Source organism: Kitasatospora sp. NPDC004723 (assembly GCF_040609255.1).
Classification (GTDB): domain Bacteria; phylum Actinomycetota; class Actinomycetes; order Streptomycetales; family Streptomycetaceae; genus Kitasatospora.
The window spans coordinates 21,382-46,108 of sequence record NZ_JBEXJT010000059.1 but is presented as its reverse complement, the minus strand read 5'-3'; the positions used below and the strand labels follow the sequence as shown (position 1 = coordinate 46,108).

20 protein-coding genes and 1 pseudogene are annotated in these 24,727 nt (G+C 71.6%); 1 reads left to right on the top strand and 20 read right to left on the bottom strand.

Annotated elements, in window-relative coordinates; genetic code table 11:
- Positions 1 to 173: 173 nt before the first annotated feature.
- The 20 genes and pseudogenes from ABZW10_RS34805 to ABZW10_RS34710 all read right to left on the bottom strand — a co-directional run bounded on the left by ABZW10_RS34805 (position 174) and on the right by ABZW10_RS34710 (position 23,916).
- On the bottom strand, positions 174 to 1,226 hold the full coding sequence (locus ABZW10_RS34805) for a 2-oxoacid:ferredoxin oxidoreductase subunit beta (RefSeq protein WP_355374382.1): 1,053 nt from the start codon (positions 1,224 to 1,226) through the stop codon (positions 174 to 176).
- The gene (locus ABZW10_RS34800) at positions 1,223 to 3,202 is read right to left on the bottom strand and encodes a 2-oxoacid:acceptor oxidoreductase subunit alpha (RefSeq protein WP_355374379.1); all 1,980 of its coding nucleotides are present in this window, start codon (positions 3,200 to 3,202) and stop codon (positions 1,223 to 1,225) included. The genes ABZW10_RS34805 and ABZW10_RS34800 overlap by 4 nt, the downstream gene beginning before the upstream one ends.
- A gap of 235 nt (positions 3,203 to 3,437) precedes the next feature.
- Complete coding sequence (locus ABZW10_RS34795; RefSeq protein WP_355374376.1) at positions 3,438 to 4,100, bottom strand: response regulator transcription factor; 663 nt, start codon at positions 4,098 to 4,100, stop codon at positions 3,438 to 3,440.
- Between the two features lie 127 nt (positions 4,101 to 4,227).
- Entirely contained in the window at positions 4,228 to 5,238 is a 1,011-nt protein-coding gene (locus ABZW10_RS34790) for a polyprenyl synthetase family protein (protein WP_355374374.1), read from the bottom strand.
- Between the two features lie 322 nt (positions 5,239 to 5,560).
- Positions 5,561 to 7,195 carry an NADH-quinone oxidoreductase subunit NuoN gene (gene nuoN, locus ABZW10_RS34785; protein ID WP_355374371.1) on the bottom strand — a complete coding sequence of 545 codons (1,635 nt, stop codon included), beginning with the start codon at positions 7,193 to 7,195 and terminating at the stop codon, positions 5,561 to 5,563.
- Positions 7,192 to 8,841, bottom strand: coding sequence for an NADH-quinone oxidoreductase subunit M (locus ABZW10_RS34780; protein WP_355374368.1), 1,650 nt, complete (start codon positions 8,839 to 8,841; stop codon positions 7,192 to 7,194). The genes nuoN and ABZW10_RS34780 overlap by 4 nt, the downstream gene beginning before the upstream one ends.
- A gap of 37 nt (positions 8,842 to 8,878) precedes the next feature.
- Positions 8,879 to 10,774, bottom strand: a complete 1,896-nt coding sequence (gene nuoL / locus ABZW10_RS34775) for an NADH-quinone oxidoreductase subunit L (RefSeq protein ID WP_355374365.1) — start codon at positions 10,772 to 10,774, stop codon at positions 8,879 to 8,881.
- A 13-nt stretch (positions 10,775 to 10,787) separates the two neighbouring features.
- Positions 10,788 to 11,087 (bottom strand): NADH-quinone oxidoreductase subunit NuoK, encoded by a 300-nt coding sequence (gene nuoK / locus ABZW10_RS34770; RefSeq protein ID WP_030300898.1) that lies wholly within the window; start codon positions 11,085 to 11,087, stop codon positions 10,788 to 10,790.
- Complete coding sequence (locus ABZW10_RS34765) at positions 11,084 to 12,010, bottom strand: NADH-quinone oxidoreductase subunit J (RefSeq protein WP_355374363.1); 927 nt, start codon at positions 12,008 to 12,010, stop codon at positions 11,084 to 11,086. Before ABZW10_RS34765 ends, nuoK begins: the two co-directional genes overlap by 4 nt.
- Complete coding sequence (gene nuoI, locus ABZW10_RS34760) at positions 12,007 to 12,618, bottom strand: NADH-quinone oxidoreductase subunit NuoI (protein ID WP_355374361.1); 612 nt, start codon at positions 12,616 to 12,618, stop codon at positions 12,007 to 12,009. Before nuoI ends, ABZW10_RS34765 begins: the two co-directional genes overlap by 4 nt.
- 6 nt (positions 12,619 to 12,624) lie before the next feature.
- On the bottom strand, positions 12,625 to 13,983 hold the full coding sequence (gene nuoH, locus ABZW10_RS34755) for an NADH-quinone oxidoreductase subunit NuoH (RefSeq protein WP_355374358.1): 1,359 nt from the start codon (positions 13,981 to 13,983) through the stop codon (positions 12,625 to 12,627).
- Complete coding sequence (locus ABZW10_RS34750; RefSeq protein ID WP_355374355.1) at positions 13,980 to 16,463, bottom strand: NADH-quinone oxidoreductase subunit G; 2,484 nt, start codon at positions 16,461 to 16,463, stop codon at positions 13,980 to 13,982. The genes nuoH and ABZW10_RS34750 overlap by 4 nt, the downstream gene beginning before the upstream one ends.
- Positions 16,460 to 17,821, bottom strand: coding sequence for an NADH-quinone oxidoreductase subunit NuoF (gene nuoF / locus ABZW10_RS34745; RefSeq protein ID WP_355374353.1), 1,362 nt, complete (start codon positions 17,819 to 17,821; stop codon positions 16,460 to 16,462). The genes ABZW10_RS34750 and nuoF overlap by 4 nt, the downstream gene beginning before the upstream one ends.
- Positions 17,821 to 18,555, bottom strand: a complete 735-nt coding sequence (gene nuoE / locus ABZW10_RS34740; protein WP_355374388.1) for an NADH-quinone oxidoreductase subunit NuoE — start codon at positions 18,553 to 18,555, stop codon at positions 17,821 to 17,823. Before nuoE ends, nuoF begins: the two co-directional genes overlap by 1 nt.
- Before the next feature lie 17 nt (positions 18,556 to 18,572).
- Positions 18,573 to 19,928, bottom strand: coding sequence for an NADH-quinone oxidoreductase subunit D (locus tag ABZW10_RS34735; protein ID WP_355374350.1), 1,356 nt, complete (start codon positions 19,926 to 19,928; stop codon positions 18,573 to 18,575).
- Positions 19,928 to 20,704 (bottom strand): annotated as a pseudogene (locus tag ABZW10_RS34730) (NADH-quinone oxidoreductase subunit C); the annotation flags it as partial. The pseudogene ABZW10_RS34730 and the gene ABZW10_RS34735, both read right to left, overlap by 1 nt.
- Complete coding sequence (locus ABZW10_RS34725) at positions 20,638 to 21,192, bottom strand: NADH-quinone oxidoreductase subunit B family protein (protein ID WP_355374348.1); 555 nt, start codon at positions 21,190 to 21,192, stop codon at positions 20,638 to 20,640. The pseudogene ABZW10_RS34730 and the gene ABZW10_RS34725, both read right to left, overlap by 67 nt.
- 60 nt (positions 21,193 to 21,252) lie before the next feature.
- On the bottom strand, positions 21,253 to 21,612 hold the full coding sequence (locus ABZW10_RS34720) for an NADH-quinone oxidoreductase subunit A (protein ID WP_014137597.1): 360 nt from the start codon (positions 21,610 to 21,612) through the stop codon (positions 21,253 to 21,255).
- 437 nt (positions 21,613 to 22,049) lie between these two features.
- A complete protein-coding gene (locus ABZW10_RS34715) occupies positions 22,050 to 22,709 on the bottom strand; it encodes a response regulator transcription factor (RefSeq protein WP_355374342.1) in 660 nt (219 codons plus the stop codon).
- Positions 22,710 to 22,851: 142 nt separating this feature from the next.
- Entirely contained in the window at positions 22,852 to 23,916 is a 1,065-nt protein-coding gene (locus ABZW10_RS34710; protein WP_355374340.1) for an ATP-binding protein, read from the bottom strand.
- A 191-nt stretch (positions 23,917 to 24,107) separates the two neighbouring features.
- Here ABZW10_RS34710 and ABZW10_RS34705 point away from each other — a divergent pair, with 191 nt between their 5' ends.
- The gene (locus tag ABZW10_RS34705; RefSeq protein ID WP_355374338.1) at positions 24,108 to 24,719 is read left to right on the top strand and encodes a hypothetical protein; all 612 of its coding nucleotides are present in this window, start codon (positions 24,108 to 24,110) and stop codon (positions 24,717 to 24,719) included.
- Positions 24,720 to 24,727: the final 8 nt, after the last annotated feature.

Genomic DNA, 24,727 nt, shown 5'->3' with positions numbered 1-24,727 from the left:
GTCCGACAACCGCTCACCCGCAGGCGACTTGACCTGCCCCACCCTCGCCACACCACAACCAACGAGGATCGAAGGACAAAGTCACTGGCATTGGGGCTAGACGCGGACCGGAACGCACGGCGGCGCCCCCGGCCGGGAAGGGCCGGGGGCGCCGCCGTGCTCGCCGGCCGGACTCAGTCGACCGTCCAGGTGTCGCCGCCCGCGAGCAGCGCGGCCAGCTCGCCCGGGCCGCGGTCGGCGGTGGCGGTGGCCAGCTGGTCGGCCATCAGCTCGTCGTACACCGGGCGCCGGACGTCGCGCAGCACACCGATCGGGGTGTGGTGCAGGGTGTCCGCGTCGGCGATCCGGGAGAGCGCGAACGCCGTGGCCGGACCGGCCGCGTGGGCGTCGTGGACCAACAGCGCCGACTCGTTCTCCGCCGTGACGGCGTCGACGAACAGCTCGCCGTCGGCGCCGCGGAAGACGCCCCGGGCGCCGTCCGTGCCGAAGCGGACCGGCCGCCCGTGCTCCAGCCGGATCAGCGCCTCGTCCCGGGTGCCGGCCTCCTTCAGCACCTCGAACGCGCCGTCGTTGAAGATGTTGCAGTTCTGGTAGATCTCGACCAGCGCGGTGCCCTCGTGCTCGGCCGCCGCCCGCAGCACCGACTGGAGGTGCTGACGGTCGGAGTCGATGGTCCGGGCGACGAAGGTGGCCTCCGCGCCGATGGCCAGCGAGAGCGGGTTGAACGGCGCGTCCAGTGAGCCCATCGGGGTGGACTTGGTGATCTTCCCGAGCTCACTGGTCGGCGAGTACTGGCCCTTGGTCAGGCCGTAGATACGGTTGTTGAACAGCAGGATCTTCAGATTCACATTGCGGCGCAGCGCGTGGATCAGATGGTTGCCGCCGATCGACAGCGCGTCGCCGTCACCGGTCACCACCCAGACGCTGAGGTCCCGCCGGGAGGTCGCCAGCCCGGTGGCGATCGCCGGGGCGCGACCGTGGATCGAGTGCACCCCGTAGGTGTTCATGTAGTAGGGGAACCGGGACGAGCAGCCGATGCCGGAGACGAAGACGGTGTTCTCCCGCCTGATCCCCAGCTCCGGCATGAACGCCTGCACCGCGGCCAGGATCGCGTAGTCACCGCAGCCGGGACACCAGCGCACCTCCTGGTCGGTCTTGAACTCCTTGGCGCTCTGCGGCGCCTCGGCCTTCGGGACCAGCTTCAACGAGGGGAACTTCTCGCTCATCGGTTGTCCTCCTCATCCAGGGTGCCGATCGCCGCCCACAACACGTCCGCCAACTGCGCCGCCTTGAACGGCAGTCCGCGCACCTGGTTGTAGGACTCGGCGTCCACCAGGTACTTGGCACGCAGCAGCAGCGCCAGCTGGCCGAGGTTCATCTCGGGCACGATGACCTTGTCGTAACTCCGCAGCACCGTGCCGAGATCGGCCGGGAACGGGTTGAGGTTGCGCAGGTGCGCCTGCGCGATCCGGCCACCGTCCGCCCGGACCCGGCGGACCGCCGCGGTGATCGGGCCGTACGTCGAGCCCCAGCCGAGCACCAGCACCCGGGCCTCGCCGTCGGGGTCGTCGACCGCCGTGTCGGGCACCGTGATGCCGTCCACCTTGGCCTGCCGGGTGCGGACCATGAAGTCGTGGTTGGCCGGGTCGTAGGAGATGTTGCCGGTGCCGTCCTGCTTCTCGATGCCGCCGATCCGGTGCTCCAGGCCCGGGGTGCCGGGCAGCGCCCACGGCCGGGCCAGCGTCTGGGGATCGCGCAGGTACGGCCAGAACGCGCCGTCCTCGCGGTTCGGCGCGGTCGCGAAGTCCGGGTCGATCGCGGGCAGTTCGTCGACCTCCGGGATCCGCCAGGGCTCCGAGCCGTTGGCCAGGTAGCCGTCCGAGAGCAGGAAGACCGGGGTGCGGTAGGTGACCGCGATGCGGGCCGCCTCCAGGGCCGCGTCGAAGCACTCGGCCGGGGTGGCCGGGGCCACGATCGGCACCGGGGCCTCGCCGTTGCGGCCGAACATCGCCTGCAGCAGGTCGGCCTGCTCGGTCTTGGTCGGCAGGCCGGTGGACGGGCCGCCGCGCTGGATGTCCACCACCAGCAGCGGGAGTTCGAGCGAGACGGCCAGGCCGATGGTCTCGCTCTTGAGCGCCACGCCGGGTCCGGAGGTGGTGGTCACGCCGAGCGCGCCGCCGAAGGCCGCGCCGAGCGCCGCGCCGATGCCGGCGATCTCGTCCTCGGCCTGGAAGGTGCGCACGCCGAAGTTCTTGTGCCGGCTCAGCTCGTGCAGGATGTCCGAGGCCGGGGTGATCGGGTAGGAGCCCAGGTAGAGCGGCAGCCCGGCGCGCCGGGAGGCGGCGATCAGGCCGTAGGACAGCGCCAGGTTGCCGGAGATGTTGCGGTAGCGGCCCGGCGGCAGCTTGGCCGGCGGTACCTCGTAGGACACCGCGAAGGACTCGGTGGTCTCGCCGAAGTTCCAGCCGGCCCGGAAGGCGGTGATGTTGGCCTCGGCGATCTGCGGCTTCTTGGCGAACTTGGTGCGCAGGAAGGACTCGGTGCCGCGGGTCGGGCGGTGGTACATCCAGGACAGCAGGCCCAGCGCGAACATGTTCTTGGCGCGCTCGGCGTCCTTGCGGGCGAGCCCGCTCTCCTTGAGCGCCTCCAGGGTCAGCGTGGTGAGCGGCACCTTGTGCAGGTGGTAGCCCTGCAGCGAGCCGTCCGCCAGCGGGTCCGCGCCGTACCCGACCTTGGCCAGCGCGCGCTTGGTGAACTCGTCGGTGTTGACGATGATCTCCGCGCCGCGCGGGAGGTCGGGGAGGTTGGCCTTGAGGGCGGCCGGGTTCATCGCCACCAGGACGTTGGGCGCGTCACCCGGGGTCAGGATGTCGTGGTCGGCGAAGTGGAGTTGGAAGGACGAGACACCCGGCAGCGTTCCGGCGGGAGCGCGGATCTCGGCCGGGAAGTTGGGCAGGGTGGAGAGGTCGTTGCCGAAGGACGCCGTCTCCGAGGTGAAGCGGTCGCCGGTGAGCTGCATGCCGTCGCCGGAGTCCCCGGCGAATCTGATGATCACCCGGTCCAGCCTGCGGATCGGCTTGGTGCCCCGGGGCTGTGGACCGACCGGCGCGGCAGGGCCGGAGCGGCCCCCGTCGGGCCCGGTGCGGCCCTCGTCGCCGTCCGAGCCGTCCACTGCTTCTGACTGATCGACCTGACTGGTCACTGCCGCGGACCTCCTCGTGGGCACCAGCCGCGGGCGTGAGCCGTGTGCCCCCGTCCGCCTGGTGCACCTCTCGCATCCTATGCGGGTAAGGATTGCCTTGGACGGAACTCCCCGATGCGGCGGAAAATCACCGCCGAGCTCGCGAAAAACGCCGTGGACGACCAATTTCGGACCGTGGAGCGACAATTCGGTTCGAACACGAACGCACCGCTGGAACGGCCCGTCGGCGAGCCGGTCAGGAATTCAGATAAGTCAGCACCGCAAGGACCCGACGGTGGTCCCCGGGGCTCTGCGCGAACCCCAGCTTCAGGAAGATGTTGCTGACGTGCTTCTCCACCGCGCCCTCGGAGACCACCAGCTGCTTGGCCACCGCGGTGTTGGTCCGGCCCTCCGCCATCAGCCCCAGCACCTCCCGCTCGCGCGGGGTCAGCCCGGCCAGCACATCACCCTTGCGGCTGCGGCTCAGCAGCTGCTGGACGACCTCCGGGTCCAGCGCGGTGCCGCCCTCGGCCACCCGGACCACCGCGTCCACGAACTCGCGGACCTCGGCGACCCGGTCCTTCAGCAGGTAGCCCACGCCACGGGTGGAACCGGCCAGCAGTTCGGAGGCGTAGCGCTCCTCGACGAACTGCGACAGCACCAGCACGCCGAGCTCCGGGAACAGGCCGCGCAGGGTGACGCAGGCGCGCAGGCCCTCATCGGTGTGGGTGGGGGGCATCCGCACGTCGGAGACCACCACATCGGGCAGCGCGCCGTCGGCGGCCAGATCGTGGATCGTCTTGACCAGCGCCTCGCCGTCCCCGACGCCGGCCACGACCTCCAGGCCGCGGTCGGTGAGCAGCCTGGTCAGGCCCTCCCGCAGCAGTACGGAGTCCTCGGCGATGACGACGCGAAGCATGGCGGCCTTCCGGATGGGCGGAGGTGCGGACACGGTGCTGACGGGTGTCAGTCTCCCCCATCCGCGCGCCCCTCGGGACCGTCGAGGCCAATTCGCCCGGCCCGCCCCGGCCCGGGCCGCCGCACCGTCACATGGTGCGGATGGCCACCGAGTCGCAGAGCGCCTGGAGCGCTTCCTTGGCCGGGCCGTCCGGCAGCGGGTCCAGCAGGGTGCGGGCCTCCTCGGCGTGCCGCAGGGTCTCCCGGCGGGCGTGCTCCAGCGCCGGGTGGCGGCGCAGCAGCCGCAGCGCCTCGGCGTGCAGCTCGTCGTCGGCGAGGTCCTTGCGGAGCAGCTCGCGCAGCCGGGTGTCCTCCGGATCGGCCGGGTCGGCGGGCATCTGGCGCAGCAGCAGGGTCGGCAGGGTCTCCACGCCCTCGCGCAGGTCGGTGCCGGGGGTCTTGCCGGACTCGTGGCCGTCGCTGGCGATGTCCAGTACGTCGTCGGCCAGCTGGAAGGCGATGCCGATCCGCTCCCCGAACGCGCTGAGGATGTCGATCACCCACGGCTCGGCGCCGGCCGCCAGCGCTCCTATCCGGCAGGAGACGGCGATCAGCGAGCCGGTCTTGCCGGCCAGCACGTTCAGGTAGTGGTCGAGCGGGTCGTCCTCCGGGCCGGGGCCGGCGGTCTCCAGGATCTGTCCGGTGACCAGCCGCTCGAACGCGTCGGCCTGCAGCCGGACGGCCTCCGGGCCGAGGTCGGCGAGCACCTGGGAGGCGCGGGAGAAGAGGAAGTCGCCGGTCAGGATGGCGACCGAGTTGTCCCAGCGCGAGTTGGCGCTGGGCGCGCCGCGTCTCACCGGGGCCTCGTCCATGACGTCGTCGTGGTACAGCGTGGCCAGGTGGGTGAGCTCGACGACGACGGCCGCCGGGACCACCCCGGGCGCGCCGGCGTCGCCGAACTGGGCGGCGAGCAGTACCAGCAGCGGGCGGAAGCGCTTGCCGCCGGCCTCGATCAGGTGGCTGGCGGTCACGGTGATGAACGGGACGTCACTCTTCACGGCGTCGGTGAGCGCGGTCTCCACCGCGTCCATCCCGGCCTGGACGTCGCGGGTCAGATCGCGGTCCTGCACGCTGAGCCCAAAGGGTCCCACGACGGTCACGAAGACCACTCCTCTGTCCCTGGTCGATCTAGCGGCCCGGTCCCTGAGTGCCGCCGCTGGCCATACAGGCAGGGTATCCGGTCGCGAGTGGATCACTGCACGGGCGTGCGGCTCTGTCGCGCCCGGGGCGTCCCCGCTGGCCAGCACGGATACCCGAACGGGGCGTCCCGGCCGCGCGGCGGGCGCGACCCGGACGGACGTCGGAGCGGTCGGCCCGGCCGCCGCCGGGGCGGTCGGCCGGGCCGTCGGAGCGCGTTCCGCGAGAGGTCCGCGGACGGTCTGCGCGCGGTCCGTGGGCGGTCCGGGCGCGGTCCGTGGGTGCTCAGCCGACGAAGAACACGGCCTTCGAGGCGAGGTCCAGGAAGTACTGCGGCAGCAGTCCGAGGCCCAGCGTCACCAGGACGCCGACGCCGATCGCGGTCGCCGTGAAGGCGCTCGGGATGGCGACGGTCGGGCCGCCCGGCTGCGGGTCGGAGAAGAACATCAGCACGATGACCCGGATGTAGAAGAACGCCGCCACCGCCGAGCTGAGCACGCCGACGATCACCAGCGGGGTCGCCCCACCGGCCGCCGCAGCCTGGAACACCGCGAACTTCCCGGTGAACCCGGAGGTCAGCGGGATGCCCGCGAAGGCCAGCAGGAAGAGCGCGAACACCGCCGCGACCAGCGGGGAGCGCCGGCCCAGGCCGGCCCAGCTGGACAGGTGGGTGGCCTCGCCCTTGGAGTCGCGCACCAGGGTGACCACGGCGAACGCGCCGAGCGTCACGAAGGAGTACGCCAGCAGGTAGAACAGCACCGAGCCGACGCCCTGCCGGTTGCTGGCGATCACACCGGTGAGGATGAAGCCGGCGTGCGCGATCGAGGAGTAGGCGAGCAGCCGCTTGACGTCCTGCTGGGTGACGGCCAGGACCGCGCCGACCACCATGGTGAGGATCGCCACGCCCCAGAGCACCGGCCGCCAGTCCAGCCGCAGCGCCGGGAAGGCCACGTAGAACAGCCGCAGCACGGCGCCGAACGCGGCCACCTTGGTCGCCGCCGCCATGAAACCGGTGACCGGGGTCGGCGCGCCCTGGTAGACGTCCGGGGTCCAGGCGTGGAACGGCACCGCGCCGACCTTGAAGAGCAGGCCGACCGACAGCATCGCCAGGCCCACCAGCAGCAGGGCGTCGTTCTGGGTCGAGGAGACCAGCGCCGGGGTGAGCAGCGCGTTGCCGGAGATGACGTCGGCGATCTCGCCGAGGCGCACGGTGCCCGCGAAGCCGTACAGCAGCGCGGTGCCGAACAGGAAGAACGCCGAGGCGAAGGCGCCGAGCAGGAAGTACTTGACCGCTGCCTCCTGGGAGAGCAGCCGACGGCGCCGGGCCAGCGCGCAGAGCAGGTAGAGCGGGAGGGAGAAGACCTCCAGCGCGACGAACATGGTCAGCAGGTCGTTGGCCGCCGGGAAGAGCAGCATGCCGCCGACCGCGAACATGGTGAGCGGGAAGACCTCGCTGGTGGTGAAGCCGGCCCGGATCGCGCCGCGCTCCTGCTCGCCCCCGGGCGTGGCGGAGGCCTGGGCGGCGAACGCGTCGGCCGGCGCTCCCCCGGCCCTGGGCTCCAGCCGGCGCTCGGCGTAGGTCAGCACCGCGACCACCGAGACCAGCAGGATCACGCCCTGGAGGAACAGCGTCGGACCGTCCAGGGCCACCGAGCCCATCGCCACCGCGTCGACCTTGGTGGTGCCGTAGCCCTGGGCGGCGAGCACCAGGACGGCCACGAAGGCGCCGGCCAGACCGGTCAGCGCGGTCACCACCTGGGCCCAGTGCCGCAGCCGCCGGGGCAGGAAGGCCTCCAGCAGGATGCCGGTCACGGCGGCGCCGAACACCACCAGCATCGGCGAGAGCTGCCCGTACTCGATGTGCGGTACGGGAATGCTCTGGGTGCCGCCGGCGGCGGCGAGCCATCCGGTGCTGCTCACTTGTGCTCACCTCCTGAGCGGGCGGCCCCGTCCTGGCCGGACCCGTGGTCGGCGGCGACCGGGTGGGCCGGTGCCGGATCGGTCTGGTGGACCTGCGAGAGGGTCGCGTTCACCACGGGGTTGACCAGGTCGGTGAGCGGCTTCGGGTAGACCCCGAGCAGCACGGTCAGCGCCACCAGCGGTGCCACCACCGCGAGTTCGCGGACCTTGAGGTCGGTGATGGCGCCGACGCCCTCCTTGACCGGACCGGTCATGGTGCGCTGGTAGAGCAGCAGGGCGTACAGCGCGGCCAGCACGATGCCGAAGGTGGCGACGATGCCGACCGCCGGGTAGCGGGTGAAGGTGCCGACCAGGACCAGGAACTCGCTGACGAAGGGAGCGAGGCCGGGCAGCGAGAGGGTGGCCAGGCCGCCGATGAGGAAGGTGCCGGCGAGCACCGGGGCGACCTTCTGCACGCCGCCGTAGTCGGCGATCAGCCGGGAGCCGCGGCGGGAGATCAGGAATCCGGCCACCAGCATCCATGCGGCGGTGGAGATGCCGTGGTTGACCATGTAGAGGGTGGCTCCGCTCTGGCCCTGGCTGGTCAGCGCGAAGATGCCCATGATGATGAAGCCGAAGTGCGAGATCGAGGCGTAGGCGACCAGCCGCTTGATGTCCTTCTGACCGATGGCCAGCAACGCGCCGTAGATGATCCCGATCACCGAGAGGACCAGGATCGCCGGGGCGAAGGTCTTCGAGGCGTCCGGGAAGAGCCCGAGGCAGAAGCGGAGCATCGCGAAGGTGCCGACCTTGTCGACCACGGCGGTGATCAGTACGGCGGTGCCGGCGGTGGCCTCGCCCATCGCGTTCGGCAGCCAGGTGTGCAGCGGCCAGAGCGGGGCCTTGACCGCGAAGGCGAAGAAGAAGCCGAGGAACAGCGCCTTCTCGGCGGTGCCGCTGAACCGCAGCCGGCCGTCGGCGACCGCGCCGGTGAGGGTCTGCAGGTCGAAGGTGGCCAGGCCCTGGTCCTGCGCGATCACGTACAGACCGATCACGGCGGCCAGCATGACCAGGCCGCCGAGCAGGTTGTACAGCAGGAACTTGACCGCCGCGTAGGAGCGCTGACGGGCCGCATCGGGGCCGCCCGCCCGGTCGCCGAAGCCGCCGATGAGGAAGTACATCGGGATCAGCATGGCTTCGAAGAAGACGTAGAAGACGAAGACGTCGGTGGCGTAGAAGGAGACGATCACCATCGCCTCCACTGCCAGGACCAGCGCGAAGAACCCCTGGGTGCGCCGCCTGTTCTCGAAGGTCCCCTCGGGCGCGGGGGCGGCCGGGTCGGCGTCGTGCCAGGAGGCGAGCAGCACGACCGGCACCAGGACGGCGGTGAGCAGGGCGAGCACGGCGCCGATGCCGTCCACGCCGAGCGCGAAGGTGATGCCGAAGGAGCGGATCCAGCTGTAGGACTCGGTCAGCTGGTAGCGCGCGCCGTCCGGGTCGAACCGCACGGCGACCGCGCCGGCCAGGGCCAGGGTGGCGGCGGAGAAGACCAGTGCCGCAGCCTTGGCGGTGCGCCGCCGGCCCTCGGTGGTCCCGGCCGGCAGGGCGGCGGTGACCACCGCACCGGCGGCCGGGACCGCGCAGGTGGCGGTGAGGAGGACGCTCATGCCTCGGCCTCCTGACGACGTGTGTAATCCGAGTGCATCAGACGGACCTCATCAGGAGAGTCGTGGCGACCAGCACCAGCGTGCCGCCGAACATGGAGAGCGCGTACGTGCGGACGTAGCCGTTCTGGATCCGCCGCAGCCGGCTGGAGACGCCGCCGATGGTGGCGGCCAGGCCGTTGACGAAACCGTCCAGGCCGCGGCTGTCGAAGTAGACCAGGGCGGCGGTGAGCGCCGAGCCGGGTCGGACCAGGACGGCGTGGTTGAAGTCGTCCTGGAGGAGGTCGCGGCGGGCGGCCCGGGTGAGCGGGGAGCCGTAGGGCGGCACCACCGGGACGGCGGAACGGCCGTACATCAGGTAGGAGAGCGCGACGCCGAGCACCATGCAGGCACTGGTGAGCAGGGTGACCACCAGCGGGGCGAGCGGGGAGTTCCCCTCCTCGTGGCCGGTGACCGGCTCCAGCCAGGTGAGGAAGGAGCTGTTGAACGCGAACAGCCCGCCGGCGAACACCGAGCCGAACGCCAGCAGGATCATCGGGATCGTCATGGTCCGCGGCGACTCGTGCGGGTGCGGGTCGTTGCCCTGGGCGTCCGGCTGCCAGCGCTTCTCGCCGAAGAAGGTCAGGAGCATCACCCGGGTCATGTAGAACGCGGTGACCGCGGCGCCGGTCAGCGCGCACAGGCCGAGGATCCAGCCCTCGGTGCCGCCCTTGGCGAACGCCGCCTCGATGATCTTGTCCTTGGAGAAGAAGCCGGACAGGCCCGGGAAGCCGATGATGGCCAGGTAGCCGAGGCCGAAGGTCACGAAGGTGACCGGCATGTACCTGCGCAGGCCGCCGTAGTGACGCATGTTCACCTCGTCGTTCATGCCGTGCATGACCGACCCGGCGCCGAGGAACAGCCCGGCCTTGAAGAAGCCGTGGGTCACCAGGTGCATGATCGCGAAGGCGTAGCCGATCGGGCCGAGGCCGGCCGCGAGGATCATGTAGCCGATCTGCGACATGGTCGAGCCGGCCAGGGCCTTCTTGATGTCGTCCTTGGCGCAACCGACGATCGCCCCGAAGAGCAGGGTGACCGTGCCGACCACCACGACGGCGGTCTGGGCGTCCGGCGCCAGGTTGAAGATCGCCCCGGAGCGGGTGATCAGATAGACGCCGGCGGTGACCATGGTGGCCGCGTGGATCAGCGCGGAGACCGGGGTCGGGCCCTCCATCGCGTCCCCGAGCCAGGACTGCAGCGGCACCTGCGCGGACTTGCCGCAGGCGGCGAGCAGCAGCATCAGCCCGATCGCGGTCAGCTTGCCCTCGCTCGCGCTGCCGGCGGTGGCGAAGACCGGCTCGAAGGCGAAGGAGCCGAACTCGACGAACATCAGCATGATCGCGATGGACAGGCCCAGGTCACCGACGCGGTTGACGATGAACGCCTTCTTGGCGGCCGTCGCGGCGCTCGGCTTGTGCTGCCAGAAACCGATCAGCAGGTACGAGGCGAGGCCCACGCCCTCCCAGCCGAAGTACAGCAGCAGGTAGTTGTCGGCGACCACCAGCAGCAGCATGGCCGCCAGGAAGAGGTTGAGGTAGGCGAAGAAGCGGCGCCGGCGCTCGTCGTGCTGCATGTAGCCCACCGAGTAGAGGTGGATGAGCGTGCCGACGCCGGTGATCAGCAGGACGAAGGTCATCGAGAGCTGGTCGAGCTGGAAGGCGACGTCGGCCTGGAAGCCGTTCACCGGGATCCAGCTGAACAGGTGCTCGGTCACGGCGCGTTCCTCGGCGTCCCGGCCCAGCATGGACGAGAACAGCGCGAGGCCGAAGCCGAAGGACAGTGCGGCGAGCGCGGTGGCCAGCCAGTGGCCGAACCGGTCGAAGGCCCGGCCACCGAGCAGCAGCAGGGCGGCGCCGGCCAGCGGGGCCGCGACCAGCAGCGGAATGAGAGAGTTCACCGAGGCCCTCCGCCTACAGCTTCATCAGGTTGCTGTCGTCGACCGAAGCGGAGTGCCTGGTCCGGAAGATCGAGACGATGATCGCGAGGCCGACCACGACCTCGGCGGCCGCGACCACCATGGTGAAGAACGCGATGATCTGGCCGTCCAGGTTGCCGTGCATCCGGGAGAAGGTGACCAGCGCCAGGTTGGAGGCGTTGAGCATCAGTTCGACACACATGAACAGGACGATCGCGTTCCGCCGGATCAGGACGCCGGAGGCGCCGATGGTGAACAACAGGGCGGAGAGATAGAGGTAGTTGACCGGATTCACTCCGCCCCCTCCTCGTCGTGGTCGGACGCCGGGCGGTTCGCCGGCGCCTTGTGGTTGGCGGCCACCGGCTCCAGCGCCTGGCGCGGGCCGGTCACCGGCGGGCGCTCGGACGGCGGGCGGCCCAGCCAGTCGGCGGTGCTGGACTCCAGCTCGGCCATCCGCGCCAGCATCTGCTGGCTGACGTCGCGGATCTGGCCGCGCTCGCGCAGGGTCGCCATCACCGAGTCCTCGGCGATCGAGCCGTCCGGCAGCAGGCCCGGGATGTCCACCGCGTTGTGCCGGGCGTAGACGCCGGGCGCGGGCAGCGGCGGGACCTGCAGGTTGTCGGCGACCCGCTGGGCGGCCAGCTCGCGCTGGGTCTTCGGGGCCTTCACGTGCTCACGGTGGGTCAGCACCATGGCGCCGATCGCGGCCGTGATCAGCAGCGCGCCGGTGACCTCGAAGGCCCACACGTACTTGGTGAAGATCAGCCGGGCCAGGCCCTGGACGTTGCCCTCGGCGTTGGCCTCGCCGAGGCCGGCGAAGGTGTGCAGCCTGGCGTTGGCGATCCCGGCGACCAGCAGCACGCCGAAGCCGAGGCCGCAGACCACGGCGGCGAACCGCTGGCCCTTCAGCTGTTCCTTCAGCGAGTCCGCGCTGGTCACGCCGACCAGCATCACCACGAACAGGAAGAGCATCATGATCGCGCCGGTGTAGACGACGATCTGCACCACGCCCAGGAACACCGCGCCCTGGGCCATGTAACAGACCGCCAGGGCGAGCATGGTGGCGGCCAGGCAGAGCGCGCTGTGCACCGCCTTCCTCATCAGCAGCATCCCGAGGGCTCCGCCGACGGCGATCACCGCGAGCACCCAGAACTGGACGGCCTCGCCGGTGGAGGTCGCGCCGGTGACGGCGGCGAGGGTGGCGGGGGCGGCGGTCACGACTGCGCCTCCTTCTCCCGATCGGTGCGTTCCTGCTGCTCGGTGCCCGGCGCCGCCGCGGTGATCTCGCCGCGGTAGTACGCGCCCTCGTCGGCGCCCGGGAAGATCGCGTGCGGGGTGTCGACCATGCCCTCGGAGAGGCCGACCAGCAGCTGCTCCTTGGTGAAGATGAGGTCCTTGCGGGAGGAGTCCGCGAGCTCGTACTCGTTGGTCATGGTGAGCGCCCGGGTCGGGCAGGCCTCGATGCACAGGCCGCACAGGATGCAGCGGGCGTAGTTGATCTGGTACACCGCGCCGTACCGCTCACCGGGCGAGTAGCGCTCCTCCTCCCGGTTGTCCGCGCCCTCGACGTAGATGGCGTCGGCCGGGCAGGCCCAGGCGCACAGCTCGCAGCCGATGCACTTCTCCAGGCCGTCCGGGTGCCGGTTGAGCTGGTGGCGGCCGTGGAAGCGCGGGGCGGTGGGCTTCTTCTGCTCCGGGTACTGCTCGGTGAGCCGCTTCTTGAACATGGCCTTGAAGGTCACGCCGAAGCCGGCGGCCGGTCCGAGGATGGACGGCTTCTCGGCCCGTTCGGGCCGGTCGGTCCGGCGGTTCTGGTCGGACGACATCTCGGTTCAGCTCCCTTCGGAATGGTCGGCCCCGTTGAGGGCGTCCTGGAGTTGCTTCGGGGCGCGGCTGGGCCGGCGCGGGACCTGCGGGAGCTGCTGGCCGGGCAGTGGCGGCACCGGGTAGCCGCCGGCCATCGGGTCGAACTCCCCGCTCGGCGCGCCGTCCACGGGTTCCGGCCGGCGCTTCACGACGTCCCGCAGCAGGCCGAGCAGCAGCAGCGCGCCGACCGGGGCACCGACGTAGAGCACCACCTCGCCGAACCCGTAGCCCTCGTTGCGCAGCGCCCGGACGGCGGCCACCATCACCAGCCAGACCAGCGAGACCGGGATCAGCACCTTCCAGCCGAGCTTCATGAACTGGTCGTAGCGGAACCGGGGCAGGGTGCCGCGCAGCCAGATGAAGAAGAACAGCAGCAGCTGGATCTTGAGGGTGATCCAGAGCATCGGCCACCAGCCGTGGTTGGCGCCCTCCCAGAAGGTGGAGACCGGCCAGGGGGCCCGCCAGCCGCCCAGGAACAGGGTGGAGGCGACGGCCGAGACGGTGACCATGTTGACGTACTCGGCCAGCATGAACATCGCGAACTTCAGCGAGGAGTACTCGGTGTTGAAGCCGCCGACCAGCTCGCCCTCGGCCTCCGGGAGGTCGAACGGCGCGCGGTTGGTCTCGCCGACCATCGCCACGATGTAGACGATGAACGACACCGGCAGCAGCACCGCGAACCAGGTCGGCTGCTGCGAGGAGACGATCTCCGAGGTGGACATCGAGCCGGAGTAGATGAACACCGCCGCGAAGGACAGGCCCATCGCGATCTCGTAGCTGATCATCTGGGCCGAGGAGCGCAGGCCGCCGAGCAGCGGGTAGGTCGAACCGGAGGACCAGCCGGCCAGCACGATGCCGTAGATGCCGACCGAGGCGGTGGCCAGGATGTACAGCAGCGCCACCGGGAAGTCGGTCAGCTGCATCGGCGTCCGGGTGCCGAACACCGACACCTCGTTGCCGGCCGGGCCGAAGGGGATCACCGCGAAGGCCATGAACGCCGGGATGGCGCAGACGATCGGGGCCAGGATGTAGACCGCCTTGTCGGCGCCCTTGACCACCAGGTCTTCCTTGAGCGCCAGCTTCACGCCGTCGGCGAGCGACTGCAGCATGCCCCACGGGCCGTGCCGGTTGGGCCCGATGCGCAGCTGCATCCAGGCCACCACCTTGCGCTCCCAGACGATCGCCACGAGGACCGTGCCGACCAGGAAGGCGAAGCAGAACACCGCCTTGAGCAGGACCAGCCACCAGGGGTCGCGGCCGAAGAACCCGAGCGTCTCGTACGCGGCGAGGTCGTACCCGGCGAGCGGGTGCGCGGTGGGGTTCACTTCTCCTCCTCGTCGGACTCGACGCCCTGCGCCGGGGCGATGGTGACCAGGTGGCCGGTGGTGGTGCCGAGCGTGCGGTGGGCGCCGCCCGGGGTGGAGTTGAGCGGGATCCAGACCGTGCGGTCCGGCATCTCCTTGCCGATCTCCAGCGGCAGGGTGACCGAGCCGGACGGGCCGGTCAGCCGCAGCGCGGGGGCTCCCACCGCGTCGATCTCCTCGGCGGTGGTCGGCGAGATCCGGGCGACGGCGCGGTGCCGGGTGCCGGCCAGGTGCGGATCGCCCTGCTGGAGCGAGCCGCGATCGAGCAGCAGGCGCCAACCGGCCAGCACCGCCTGGCCGGTGGCCGGGCGGGGCAGCACACCGGGGTGGGCGGCCGGGGCGGCCGGGCGCGCGCCGGTCCAGGGCGTGAACCGGTCCAGCTCCAGCCGGGCGGCGCGGACGTCGGGCAGGCCGAGCCGGTGGCCCAGCGCGTCGGCGAGCATGTTCAGCACCCGCAGGTCCGGGTGCAGATGACGGCCCATCTGCTGGTCCGGCTTGAGCGCGGCCTCGAACATCCGCACCCGGCCCTCCCAGTCCAGGAAGGTGCCGGCCTTCTCGGCGACCGCGGCCACCGGCAGCACCACGTCGGCGCGGGCGGTGACGGCGGACGGGCGCAGCTCCAGCGAGACCACGAACGGGACGGCCGCCAGCGCCTCCTCGGCCGCCGCCGGGTCGGGCAGGTCCTCCGGGTCGAGGCCGCCGACCAGCAGCGCGTCGAGTTCGCCGCGGGCGGCGGCGGCCAGGATCCCCGCGGTGTCCCGGCCGGTCCCCTCGGGCAGTCCGGGCACGCCCCAGGCTGCGGCGGCCTCGGCCCGGGCGGCCGGAGCGGTGACCGGGCGGCCGCCCGGCAGCAGGCCGGGCAGCGCGCCCGCCTCGACCGCGCCGCGCTCGCCGGCCCGCCGCGGGATCCAGGCGAGCCGGGCGCCCGTGGCGTGCGCGAGGCGCAGCGCGGCGGTGAGCGCGCCGGGAGCGGCGGACGCCCGCTCCCCGACCAGGATCACCGCGCCGGGGGTGCGCAGCAGTTCGGCGGCGCGGCCGGCCTCGTCGTTGAGCGGCTCGTCGGCGGCGAGCGCGGCCAGCCACTCGGCCTCGGTGCCGGGGGCGGCGGGCAGCAGCGATCCGTGCAGCTTGGCCAGGCCGCGGGAGGCGTGCGCGGCGACCGAGAAGACCGGCAGCCCGCGGTTGCGGTTGGCCTTGCGCAGCCGCAGGAAGACGATCGGCGACTCCTCCTCCGGCTCCAGGGCCACCAGCAGCGCCAGCGGCGCGGCCTCCAGGTCCTGGTAGGTCACGCCCTCGCCGCTGACGTCCACGCCCTGCCCGGCGACCGCGGCGGCCAGGAAGTCCGCCTCCTCGACGCTGTGCGGGCGGGCCCGGAAGTCCACGTCGTTGGTGCCGAGCACCACCCGGGCGAACTTGGCGTAGGCGTAGGCGTCCTCGACGGTGACCCGGCCGCCGGTGAGCACGCCGGTGCGGGCCTCGCGCAGTCCCTCGGCGGCCCGGGCCAGCGCCTCCGGCCAGGAGGCGGCGACGAGTTCGCCGTCCCGGCGGACCAGCGGGGCGGTGATCCGGTCGCGCTGCTGGGCGTAGCGGAACGCGAACCGGCCCTTGTCGCAGTTCCACTCCTCGTTGACCGCCGGGTCCTCGCCGGCCAGCCGGCGCAGCACCTTGCCGCGCCGGTGGTCGGTGCGCTGGGCGCAGCCGGAGGAGCAGTGCTCGCAGACGCTCGGCGAGGAGACCAGGTCGAACGGGCGGGAGCGGAAGCGGTAGGCCGCCGAGGTGAGGGCGCCGACCGGGCAGATCTGGATGGTGTTGCCGGAGAAGTACGACTCGAAGTCGTCGCCCTCGCCGGTGCCGACCTGCTGCAGGGCGCCGCGCTCGACCAGGTCGATGAACGGGTCCCCGGCGATCTGCTGGGAGAACCGGGTGCAGCGGGCGCAGAGCACGCAGCGCTCCCGGTCCAGCAGCACCTGGCTGCTGATCGGCACCGGCTTCTCGTAGGTGCGCTTCATCCCCTCGAAACGGGAGTCCGCGTCGCCGGTGGACATCGCCTGGTTCTGCAGCGGGCACTCGCCGCCCTTGTCGCAGACCGGGCAGTCCAGCGGGTGGTTGATCAGCAGCAGCTCCATCACACCGCGCTGGGCCTTCTCGGCGACCGGCGAGCTGAGCTGGGTGCGGACCACCATGCCCTCGGCGACCGGGATGGTGCAGGAGGCGACCGGCTTGCGCTGGCCCTCGATCTCGACGATGCACTGCCGGCAGGCGCCGGCCGGGTCGAGCAACGGGTGGTCGCAGAAGCGCGGGACCTGGGTGCCGATCTGCTCGGCGGCCCGGATCACCAGGGTCCCCTTGGGGACCCGCACTTCGACGCCGTCGATGGTGAGCGTGACCAGCTCGACCGCGGCCTGGCCGCCCTGGGAGGTGGACGGTTCTGTGATCGTCACGCGTGCACCTCCCTTTCGGTGGCGGACTGGTGGCCGGGGCGGGGGCCGTCGGCCCAGACGGTGGAGGCGGCCGGGTCGAACGGGCAGCGGCGCTCCGCGAGGTGCTGCTCGTACTCGGCCCGGAAGTGCTGGAGCGAGGAGACGATCGGGCTGGCCGCGCCGTCGCCCAGGGCGCAGAAGGACTTGCCGTTGATGTTGTCGGCGATGTCGAGGAGCTTCTCCAGGTCGCCCTCGGCGCCCTGGCCGGCCTCGATCCGCTTGAGCAGCTGGACCAGCCAGTAGGTGCCCTCGCGGCAGGGGGTGCACTTGCCGCAGGACTCGTGGGCGTAGAACTCCGTCCAGCGGGTGACCGCGCGCACCACGCAGGTCGTCTCGTCGAAGACCTGCAGGGCCTTGGTGCCGAGCATCGAGCCGGCCGCGCCGACGCCCTCGTAGTCGAGCGGGACGTCGAGGTGCTGGTCGGTGAACATCGGGGTGGAGGAGCCGCCCGGGGTCCAGAACTTGAGCCGGTGGCCGGGGCGGATGCCGCCGCTGATGTCGAGCAGCTGGCGCAGCGTGATGCCGAGCGGGGCCTCGTACTGGCCGGGGTTGGTGACGTGGCCGGAGAGCGAGTAGAGCGTGAAGCCGGGGGACTTCTCGGTGCCCAGGCCCTTGAACCAGGCCTTGCCGCGGGCCAGGATCGGCGGCACCGAGGCGATCGACTCGACGTTGTTGACCACGGTCGGGCAGGCGTAGAGGCCGGCGATGGCCGGGAACGGCGGGCGCAGCCTCGGCTGGCCGCGGCGCCCCTCCAGCGAGTCGAGCAGGGCCGTCTCCTCGCCGCAGATGTACGCGCCGGCGCCGGCGTGCACGGTGATGTCCAGGTCGAGGCCGGAGCCGAGGACGTCCCGGCCGAGCAGCCCGGCCTCGTAGGCCTCGGCCACGGCCGCCTGGAGCCGGCGCAGCACCGGGACGACCTCGCCGCGCAGGTAGATGAAGGCGTGGTCGCAGCGGATCGCGTAGGACGCGATGATCATGCCCTCGATCAGCGAGTGCGGGTTGGCGAACAGCAACGGGATGTCCTTGCAGGTGCCCGGCTCGGACTCGTCCGCGTTGACCACCAGGTAGTGCGGCTTGCCGTCGTTCTGCGGGATGAACTGCCACTTCATGCCGGTGGGAAAGCCCGCGCCGCCGCGGCCGCGCAGTCCGGCGTCCTTGACCAGGGCGATCACGTCGTCCGGGGGCATGGCGAGGGCGGTCCGCAGGCCCTCGTACCCGGCGTGGCGGCGGTAGGTGGCCAGGCTCCAGGGCCGGGTGTCGTCCCAGGAGGCGGACAGCACGGGGGTGAGCAGCTTCTCGGCCGGCTCGGCGGAGGTCATCACGCTTCACTCCCTTCCTGGCCGGTGCCCTCGTGGCGGGGGGAGACGACGCGGGTGCCGCCGGTGCCGGGCAGGGCCTCGCCGCGGGCCAGCCGCAGGCCGGCCAGCGAGGGGGCGCCGCCGGCGCCGGACTCGTCGACGGCACCGGGGCGCTCGTCGGGGAAGCCAGCCAGGATCCGGGCGGTCTCCTTGAAGGAGCAGAGCCGGGCGCCGCGGGTGGGGACGGCCTCCCGGCCCGCGCGCAGGTCGTCGACCAGCCGCTTGGCGCTCTCCGGCGTCTGGTTGTCGAAGAACTCCCAGTTGACCATCACCACGGGTGCGTAGTCGCAGGCCGCGTTGCACTCGATGTGCTCGATCGAGATCCGGCCGTCCTCGGTGGTCTCGTTGTTCGCGATCCCGAGGTGCTCCTGGAGCTCGGCGAAGATCTGGTCGCCGCCGAGCACCGCGCACAAGGTGTTGGTGCAGACCCCGACGTGGTACTCGCCGGCGGGCCGGCGCCGGTACATGGTGTAGAAGGTGGCGACGGCCGTGACCTCGGCGGTGGTCAGGTCGAGCTGCTCCGCGCAGAACCGGATGCCGGTCGGGCTGACGAAGCCCTCCTCGGCCTGCACCAGGTGCAGCAGCGGCAGCAGGGCGGACCGGGCCACCGGGTAGCGGCCGATCAGCTCCGCGGCGTCGGCGGCCAGCCGGGCGTGCACCTCCTCGGGGTACGGCCTGGCCGGCAGTGCCGGCATCCCCAGTTGGACGTCTGTCACCGGTCCACGCCTCCCATCACCGGGTCGATCCCGGCCACCGCGACGATGACGTCGGCCACCTGGCCGCCCTCGCACATCGCCGCCATCGACTGCAGATTGGTGAACGACGGGTCCCGGAAGTGGACCCGGTACGGGCGGGTCCCGCCGTCGCTGACCACGTGCACGCCCAGCTCGCCCTTGGGCGACTCGACCGCCGCGTAGGCCTGGCCGACCGGGACCCGGAAGCCCTCGGTGACCAGCTTGAAGTGGTGGATCAGGGCCTCCATCGAGGTGCCCATGATCTTCCGGATGTGGTCGAGGGAGTTGCCCATCCCGTCCGGACCGACGGCGAGTTGGGCCGGCCAGGCGATCTTCTTGTCGGCCACCATGACCGGGCCGGGGCGCAGCCGGTCCAGGCACTGCTCGACGATCCGCAGCGACTGCTTCATCTCCTCCAGGCGGATCAGGAAGCGGCCGTAGGAGTCGGCGCTGTCGGCGATCGCGACCTCGAAGTCGTAGTTCTCGTAGCCGCAGTACGGGTCGGTCTTGCGCAGGTCGTGCGGCAGGCCGGTGGCGCGCAGGATCGGGCCGGTGGCGCCGAGGGCGAGGCAGCCGGGCAGGTCGAGGAAGCCGACGTCGACCAGGCGGGCCTTGAACACCGGGTTGCCGGTGGCGAGCTTGTCGTACTCGTGCATCCGGGAGCGGATGGTCTTCACGGCCTCGCGGATCTGGTCGACCGCGCCGGGCGGGAGGTCCTGGGCGAGGCCGCCGGGGCGGACGTACGCGTGGTTCATCCGCAGGCCGGTGACCAGTTCGAAGACGTCCAGGATCAGCTCGCGGTCGCGGAAGCCGTAGATCATCAGGGTGGTGGAGCCGATCTCCATGCCGCCGGTGGCCAGGCAGACCAGGTGGGAGGCGATCCGGTTGAGCTCCATCATCAGTACCCGGATGACGTTGGCCCGCTCGGGGACGTCGTCGGTGATGCCGAGCAGCTTCTCGACCGCCAGGCAGTAGGCGGTCTCGTTGAACAGCGGGGTCAGGTAGTCCATGCGGGTCACGAAGGTGGTGCCCTGGACCCAGCTGCGGAACTCCATGTTCTTCTCGATGCCGGTGTGCAGGTAGCCGATGCCGCAGCGGGCTTCCGTCACCGTCTCGCCGTCGATCTCCAGGATCAGCCGCAACACCCCGTGGGTGGAGGGGTGCTGGGGGCCCATGTTGACGATGATGCGCTCGTCGTCGGCCCGGCCGACGGCCTCGACCACCTCGCCCCAGTCGCCGCCGGTGACCGTGAAGACCCGGCCCTCGGTGGTGTCCCGGGCACCCGCCTCGGCGGTGCCGTCCCGGTGCGTCTCCTCGTAGTGCTGGGTGTTCATCAGCTGTACGACCTCCGCTGGTCGGGCGCCGGGATCTGGGCGCCCTTGTACTCGACGGGGATGCCGCCGAGCGGGTAGTCCTTGCGCTGCGGGTGACCCAGCCAGTCGTCCGGCATCATGATCCGGGTGAGCGCCGGGTGGCCCTCGAAGACCAGGCCGAAGAAGTCGTAGGCCTCGCGCTCGTGCCAGTCGTTGGTCGGGTAGACGCTGACCACCGACGGGACGCGCGGGTCGGCGTCCGGCGCGGTGACCTCCAGCCGGATCAGCCGGCCGTGGGTGATCGAGCGCAGGTGGTAGACCGCGTGCAGTTCGCGGCCCTGGTCGCCCGGGTAGTGCACTCCGCTCACCCCGAGGCAGAGCTCGAAGCGGAGCGCCGGGTCGTCGCGCAGGGTGCGGGCGGTGCGCAGCAGGTGCTCGCGGGCGATGTGGAAGGTGAGTTCGGCGTGGTCGACGACGGTCTTCTCGATCACCTCCGCGGGGTCGAGGCCCTGTTCCTCCAGGGCGCCCTCCAGCTCGTCGGCGACCTCGTCGAACCAGCCGCCGTAGGGGCGCTCGCTGGCCGGGGGCAGGGCGATCGGGGCGACCAGCCCGCCGAAGCCGGAGGTGTCGCCGGTGCCCTGGGCGCCGAACATGCCCTGCCGGCGGCCGACCACCTCGACCGGGATCTCGCGGTGCGGCTGCTCGCGGCGGGTCTCGGGTACCTGGTCGTTCATCGCAGCAGCCCCCGCATCTCGCTCACCGGGGTCGCCTGCAGCGCGAGCGCCTCGCCCAACTCCTCGGCGCGGCGCTTGTTCGCGCCGAGCGGCTCGTGCTGGATCTTGTCGTGCAGCTTCAGGATCGCGTCCATCAGCATCTCCGGGCGGGGCGGACAGCCGGGCAGGTAGATGTCCACCGGGACGATGTGGTCGACGCCCTGCACGATCGCGTAGTTGTTGAACATCCCGCCCGAGGAGGCGCAGACGCCCATGGAGATGACCCACTTCGGATTGGCCATCTGGTCGTAGACCTGGCGCAGCACGGGCGCCATCTTCTGGCTCACCCGACCGGCCACGATCATCAGGTCGGCCTGCCGGGGGGAGCCCCGGAACACCTCCATGCCGAACCTGGCCAGGTCGTAGCGGCCCGCGCCGGTGGTCATCATCTCGATCGCGCAGCAGGCCAGCCCGAAGGTGGCCGGGAAGAGCGACGCCTTGCGCACCCAGCCGGCGGCCGTCTCCACGGTCGTGAGCAGAAAGCCGCTCGGCAGCTTCTCCTCGATTCCCATCAGATCCCTCTCAATGCCCTCAAGTCCGTTGGCTTGTCCGCACGTTCACAAAGTCAGCGGTCAGTCCCACTCCAGACCGCCGCGGCGCCAGACGTAGGCGTAGGCGACGAAGACGGTGGCGATGAACAGGAGCATCTCGACCAGCCCGAAAATCCCCAGGGCGTCGAAGCTCACGGCCCACGGGTAGAGGAAGACGATCTCGATGTCGAAGACGATGAAGAGCATCGCCGTCAGGTAGTACTTGATCGGGAACCGACCGCCGCCCACGGGCTGCGGGGTCGGCTCGATGCCGCACTCGTACGCCTCCAGCTTGGCCCGGTTGTAGCGCTTGGGGCCGGTCAGTGAGGCCATCACGACGGAGCCGACCGCGAACGCCGCCGCGATGGCACCGAGTACGAGGATCGGCGCGTAGGCATTCATAGCCCCCGCTCCCTCCGTCCAGTCGTCCTTGACTGCAGATCGGAACCGACGGGTCACACTGGGGTGAACCCGGCGCTCCAGTTCCCGGATCCACCCCATGTGAGGCAGTTCACAAAGCCTGGAACGAGCGCATCCTATGCCCGTGGGCTTGTGATCTGCGACACGCAGTTCAGGACGATCTTTGTGATCTACGACACCTCGCGAATGATGGCGAAGGTGAGCATGGCGATATTTGTCAACGCAAAGAAGTCAAATGGTCACAAGCTGTCGCTTTTATCTGCGAAGCGGCTGGTCAGAGCCGCACGCCTATATCAACTATGCATCGCTGAGAGCAAATTTCCGGGCGTCATGTTGACGTGTTATAGCGTCTCACCCGCAGGGGTGGCGGCTCCGCGAACGCCCGCTTGACCCTTCGTTCACAAGCGCGCGAGCCGTGCTCAGGCCCCGCTCTCCCACGCCCAGGCGGCGATGCCCACCCGGTTCCGGGCACCGAGCTTCCGCTGGACCGAGGCCAGGTGGTTCTTCACCGTTCCGGCGCTGATGAACAGCTCCGCCGCGATCTCCGCATTCGTCGCGCCGTCCGCGACCAGACGCGCGATCTCCTTCTCCCGTGCGGTGAGTTCCTCGACCGGGCCGACCTGCGGACGCTCCGCTCTCCCGCCGGCCGCCGGCCGCTGCGGTGTGCCGCTCGACAAGCGACGGAGCAGCCGGACGGTGATCTGCGGACTGATCAACGCGTCCCCCGCGACGGCGGACCGCACCGCCTCCGCCAGCAGCGCCGGTCCCGAGCGCTTGAGCAGGAAACCCGCCGCACCCGCGCGGATCGCCTCGTGCACATACTCGTCCAGGTCGAAGGTGGTCACCACGACCACCCGGAACTCCCCACCCAGGCGCCTGGTCAGCTCCAGCCCGTCCAGCCGGGGCATCCGGATGTCGGCGAGGATGACGTCCGGCCGGAGCCGCTGGGCCAGGGCGACCGCCGCCTCGCCGTCCGCGGCCTCGTTCACCACCTCGATGTCCGGCTGGGCGTCGAGGATGATCCGGTACGCGCTGCGGATCGCCTCGTCGTCGTCGGCGAGAAGCACCCTGATCGTCATCGGCCCACGCCTCCGTCCTTCTGCCGGTACGGTCCCGGCGCCGTTCTTGCCGTTCCCGTCATTCGTTCCGTTCGCGTTGGTCGTTCTCTTCGCGTTGGTCGTTCCGTTCGTGCCGCTCCCCCGGCACAGACCGCCGGGCCCGTCACCACGCCTTCAGCGGCATGGTCACCGCCACCTGCCAACCGCCACCCTCCCGGCCGGCGGCGAGCGTGCCGCCGAGCGCCTCCACCCGGGCGGCCAGCCCCGCCAGCCCACTGCCTCCCCGGCGCGGCCCGGACGGCTGCGCCGCCACACCGCCGTCGTCCCGTACCCGCACCGACAGCCGCCGCCCCTCCCGGCGCACCCGGACCTCGACCACACGGGCGGCGGGCGCGTGCCGCCGCACATTGGTCAGGGCCTCCACCACGACCCGGTAGGCGGTGGCCGCCACCTCCCGGGGCACCCCCGGCTCCTCCGCGGGGGCGTCCAGCCGCACCGTCACTCCGCCCGAGTCCGCGAACCGCTCGGTGAGTTCGGTGAGTTCGGCCAGGCCGGGCTGCGGACCGCGCTCCGGACCGTCGGTGTCCTCGCTGCGCAGCAGCCGGACCGTCCGGTCGAGCGAGGCCAGGGCCTGCAGCCCGGCCTGCTCTATCCGCTCGAACAGGGCGGCCGCCCGCACCGGGTCGGAGGCCGCCAGCACCATGCCCGCCTGCGCCTGGGCGACCATCCCGCTGACGTCATGGGCGACGAAGTCGTGCAGGTCGTGGGCGAGTTCGAGCCGCTGGGAGCGGCGCGCGGCGGACACCGAGCGGCGCCGGGCGTCGTCCAGCCCGCGCAGGTAGAGCCCGACCAGGACCGCCGGCAGCGCGAAGGCCGAGCCGAACCCGAAGAGCGTCAGCGCGTCCTGCGGGCCCTCGATCGCCTGGAACCGGGAGGGCCAGAGCGCGACCGCGCCACCGACCGTCCAGACCGCCACCGCCCCGCGCCGACCGCCCTCGGCCCGCAACGCCACGACCACCAGGAGCAGCAGCAGGGCGAGTTCGAGCAGACCGACCAGGGCCGGCCAGCGATCGGCCTCGGTCCACCGTCCGGCGGCCCAGACGCCGGCCGATGCCCCGGCCGACACCGCACCGGCCGCACCGGCCACCGCCGCCACTCCGAACCGGGAGCGCAGCAACCACCCGCAGAGGACCGCCACCGGGGCGGCAAGCGAAAGCATCTGACCCATCGTCGCCTCCTTCCTGCCGGGAAGCCTACGGATCGCCCGAGCGCTCCGCCTGTGCCGATCGGCACATTTCCGCACCCGTTCCGAGCAGCCAGGACAGCCCGATCGGCACTGATGGAAGGCCCCCTCCGGCGGCCACTCTTGATCCCGTCGGACCGGCCGCCGCGGCCGGTCCCGGAGGGGAGTCCGCCATCATGTCCGCCACCGCACCCGCCGCACCCACCGCACCGGCCACCGCCGCCGGCCTCGCCGCCCGCACTGCCCGCGCTGCCCGCACAACCCGCGCCGTCCGCCCCGCCGGCACCCCGCGCTGGGCCGAGCGGGCCGCCCTCGCCACCGCCTGGACGACCGTCCCGTCCGGACTCTGGCGGCTCGCCCTCGGGGTGGGGATCCCGGTCGGCTTCAGCGGGGAGCTGGCCGCGGCCTTCGACCCCTACGTCCCGGGCTGGGGCACCGTGTACGTCCTCGCGCTCAGCGGGCTGGCCGAGCTGCTGGCCTTCCTCACCCTGGGGCTGGTCCGTCCCTGGGGCGAGGTGCTCCCGCGCCGGATCCCGCTGATCGGCGGCCGGGCCGTCCGGCCGTGGGCCGCGATCGTCCCGGCGGCCCTCGGCTCCACCGCCCTGACCGCGATGGGCATGTCGGCGCTGTTCGGCGGCTGGGCCTCGGCGATGAACGGTCCCGGCGCTCCGCGGGGCCTCGCCGGGGTGATCATGACCCTCTGCTACCTGCCGCTGGTCGCCTGGGGTCCGCTGCTCGCCGCGGTCACCTTCGCCTACGCCCGCCGCACCCTGGGGCGGCGGGCGTGAGCACCGCG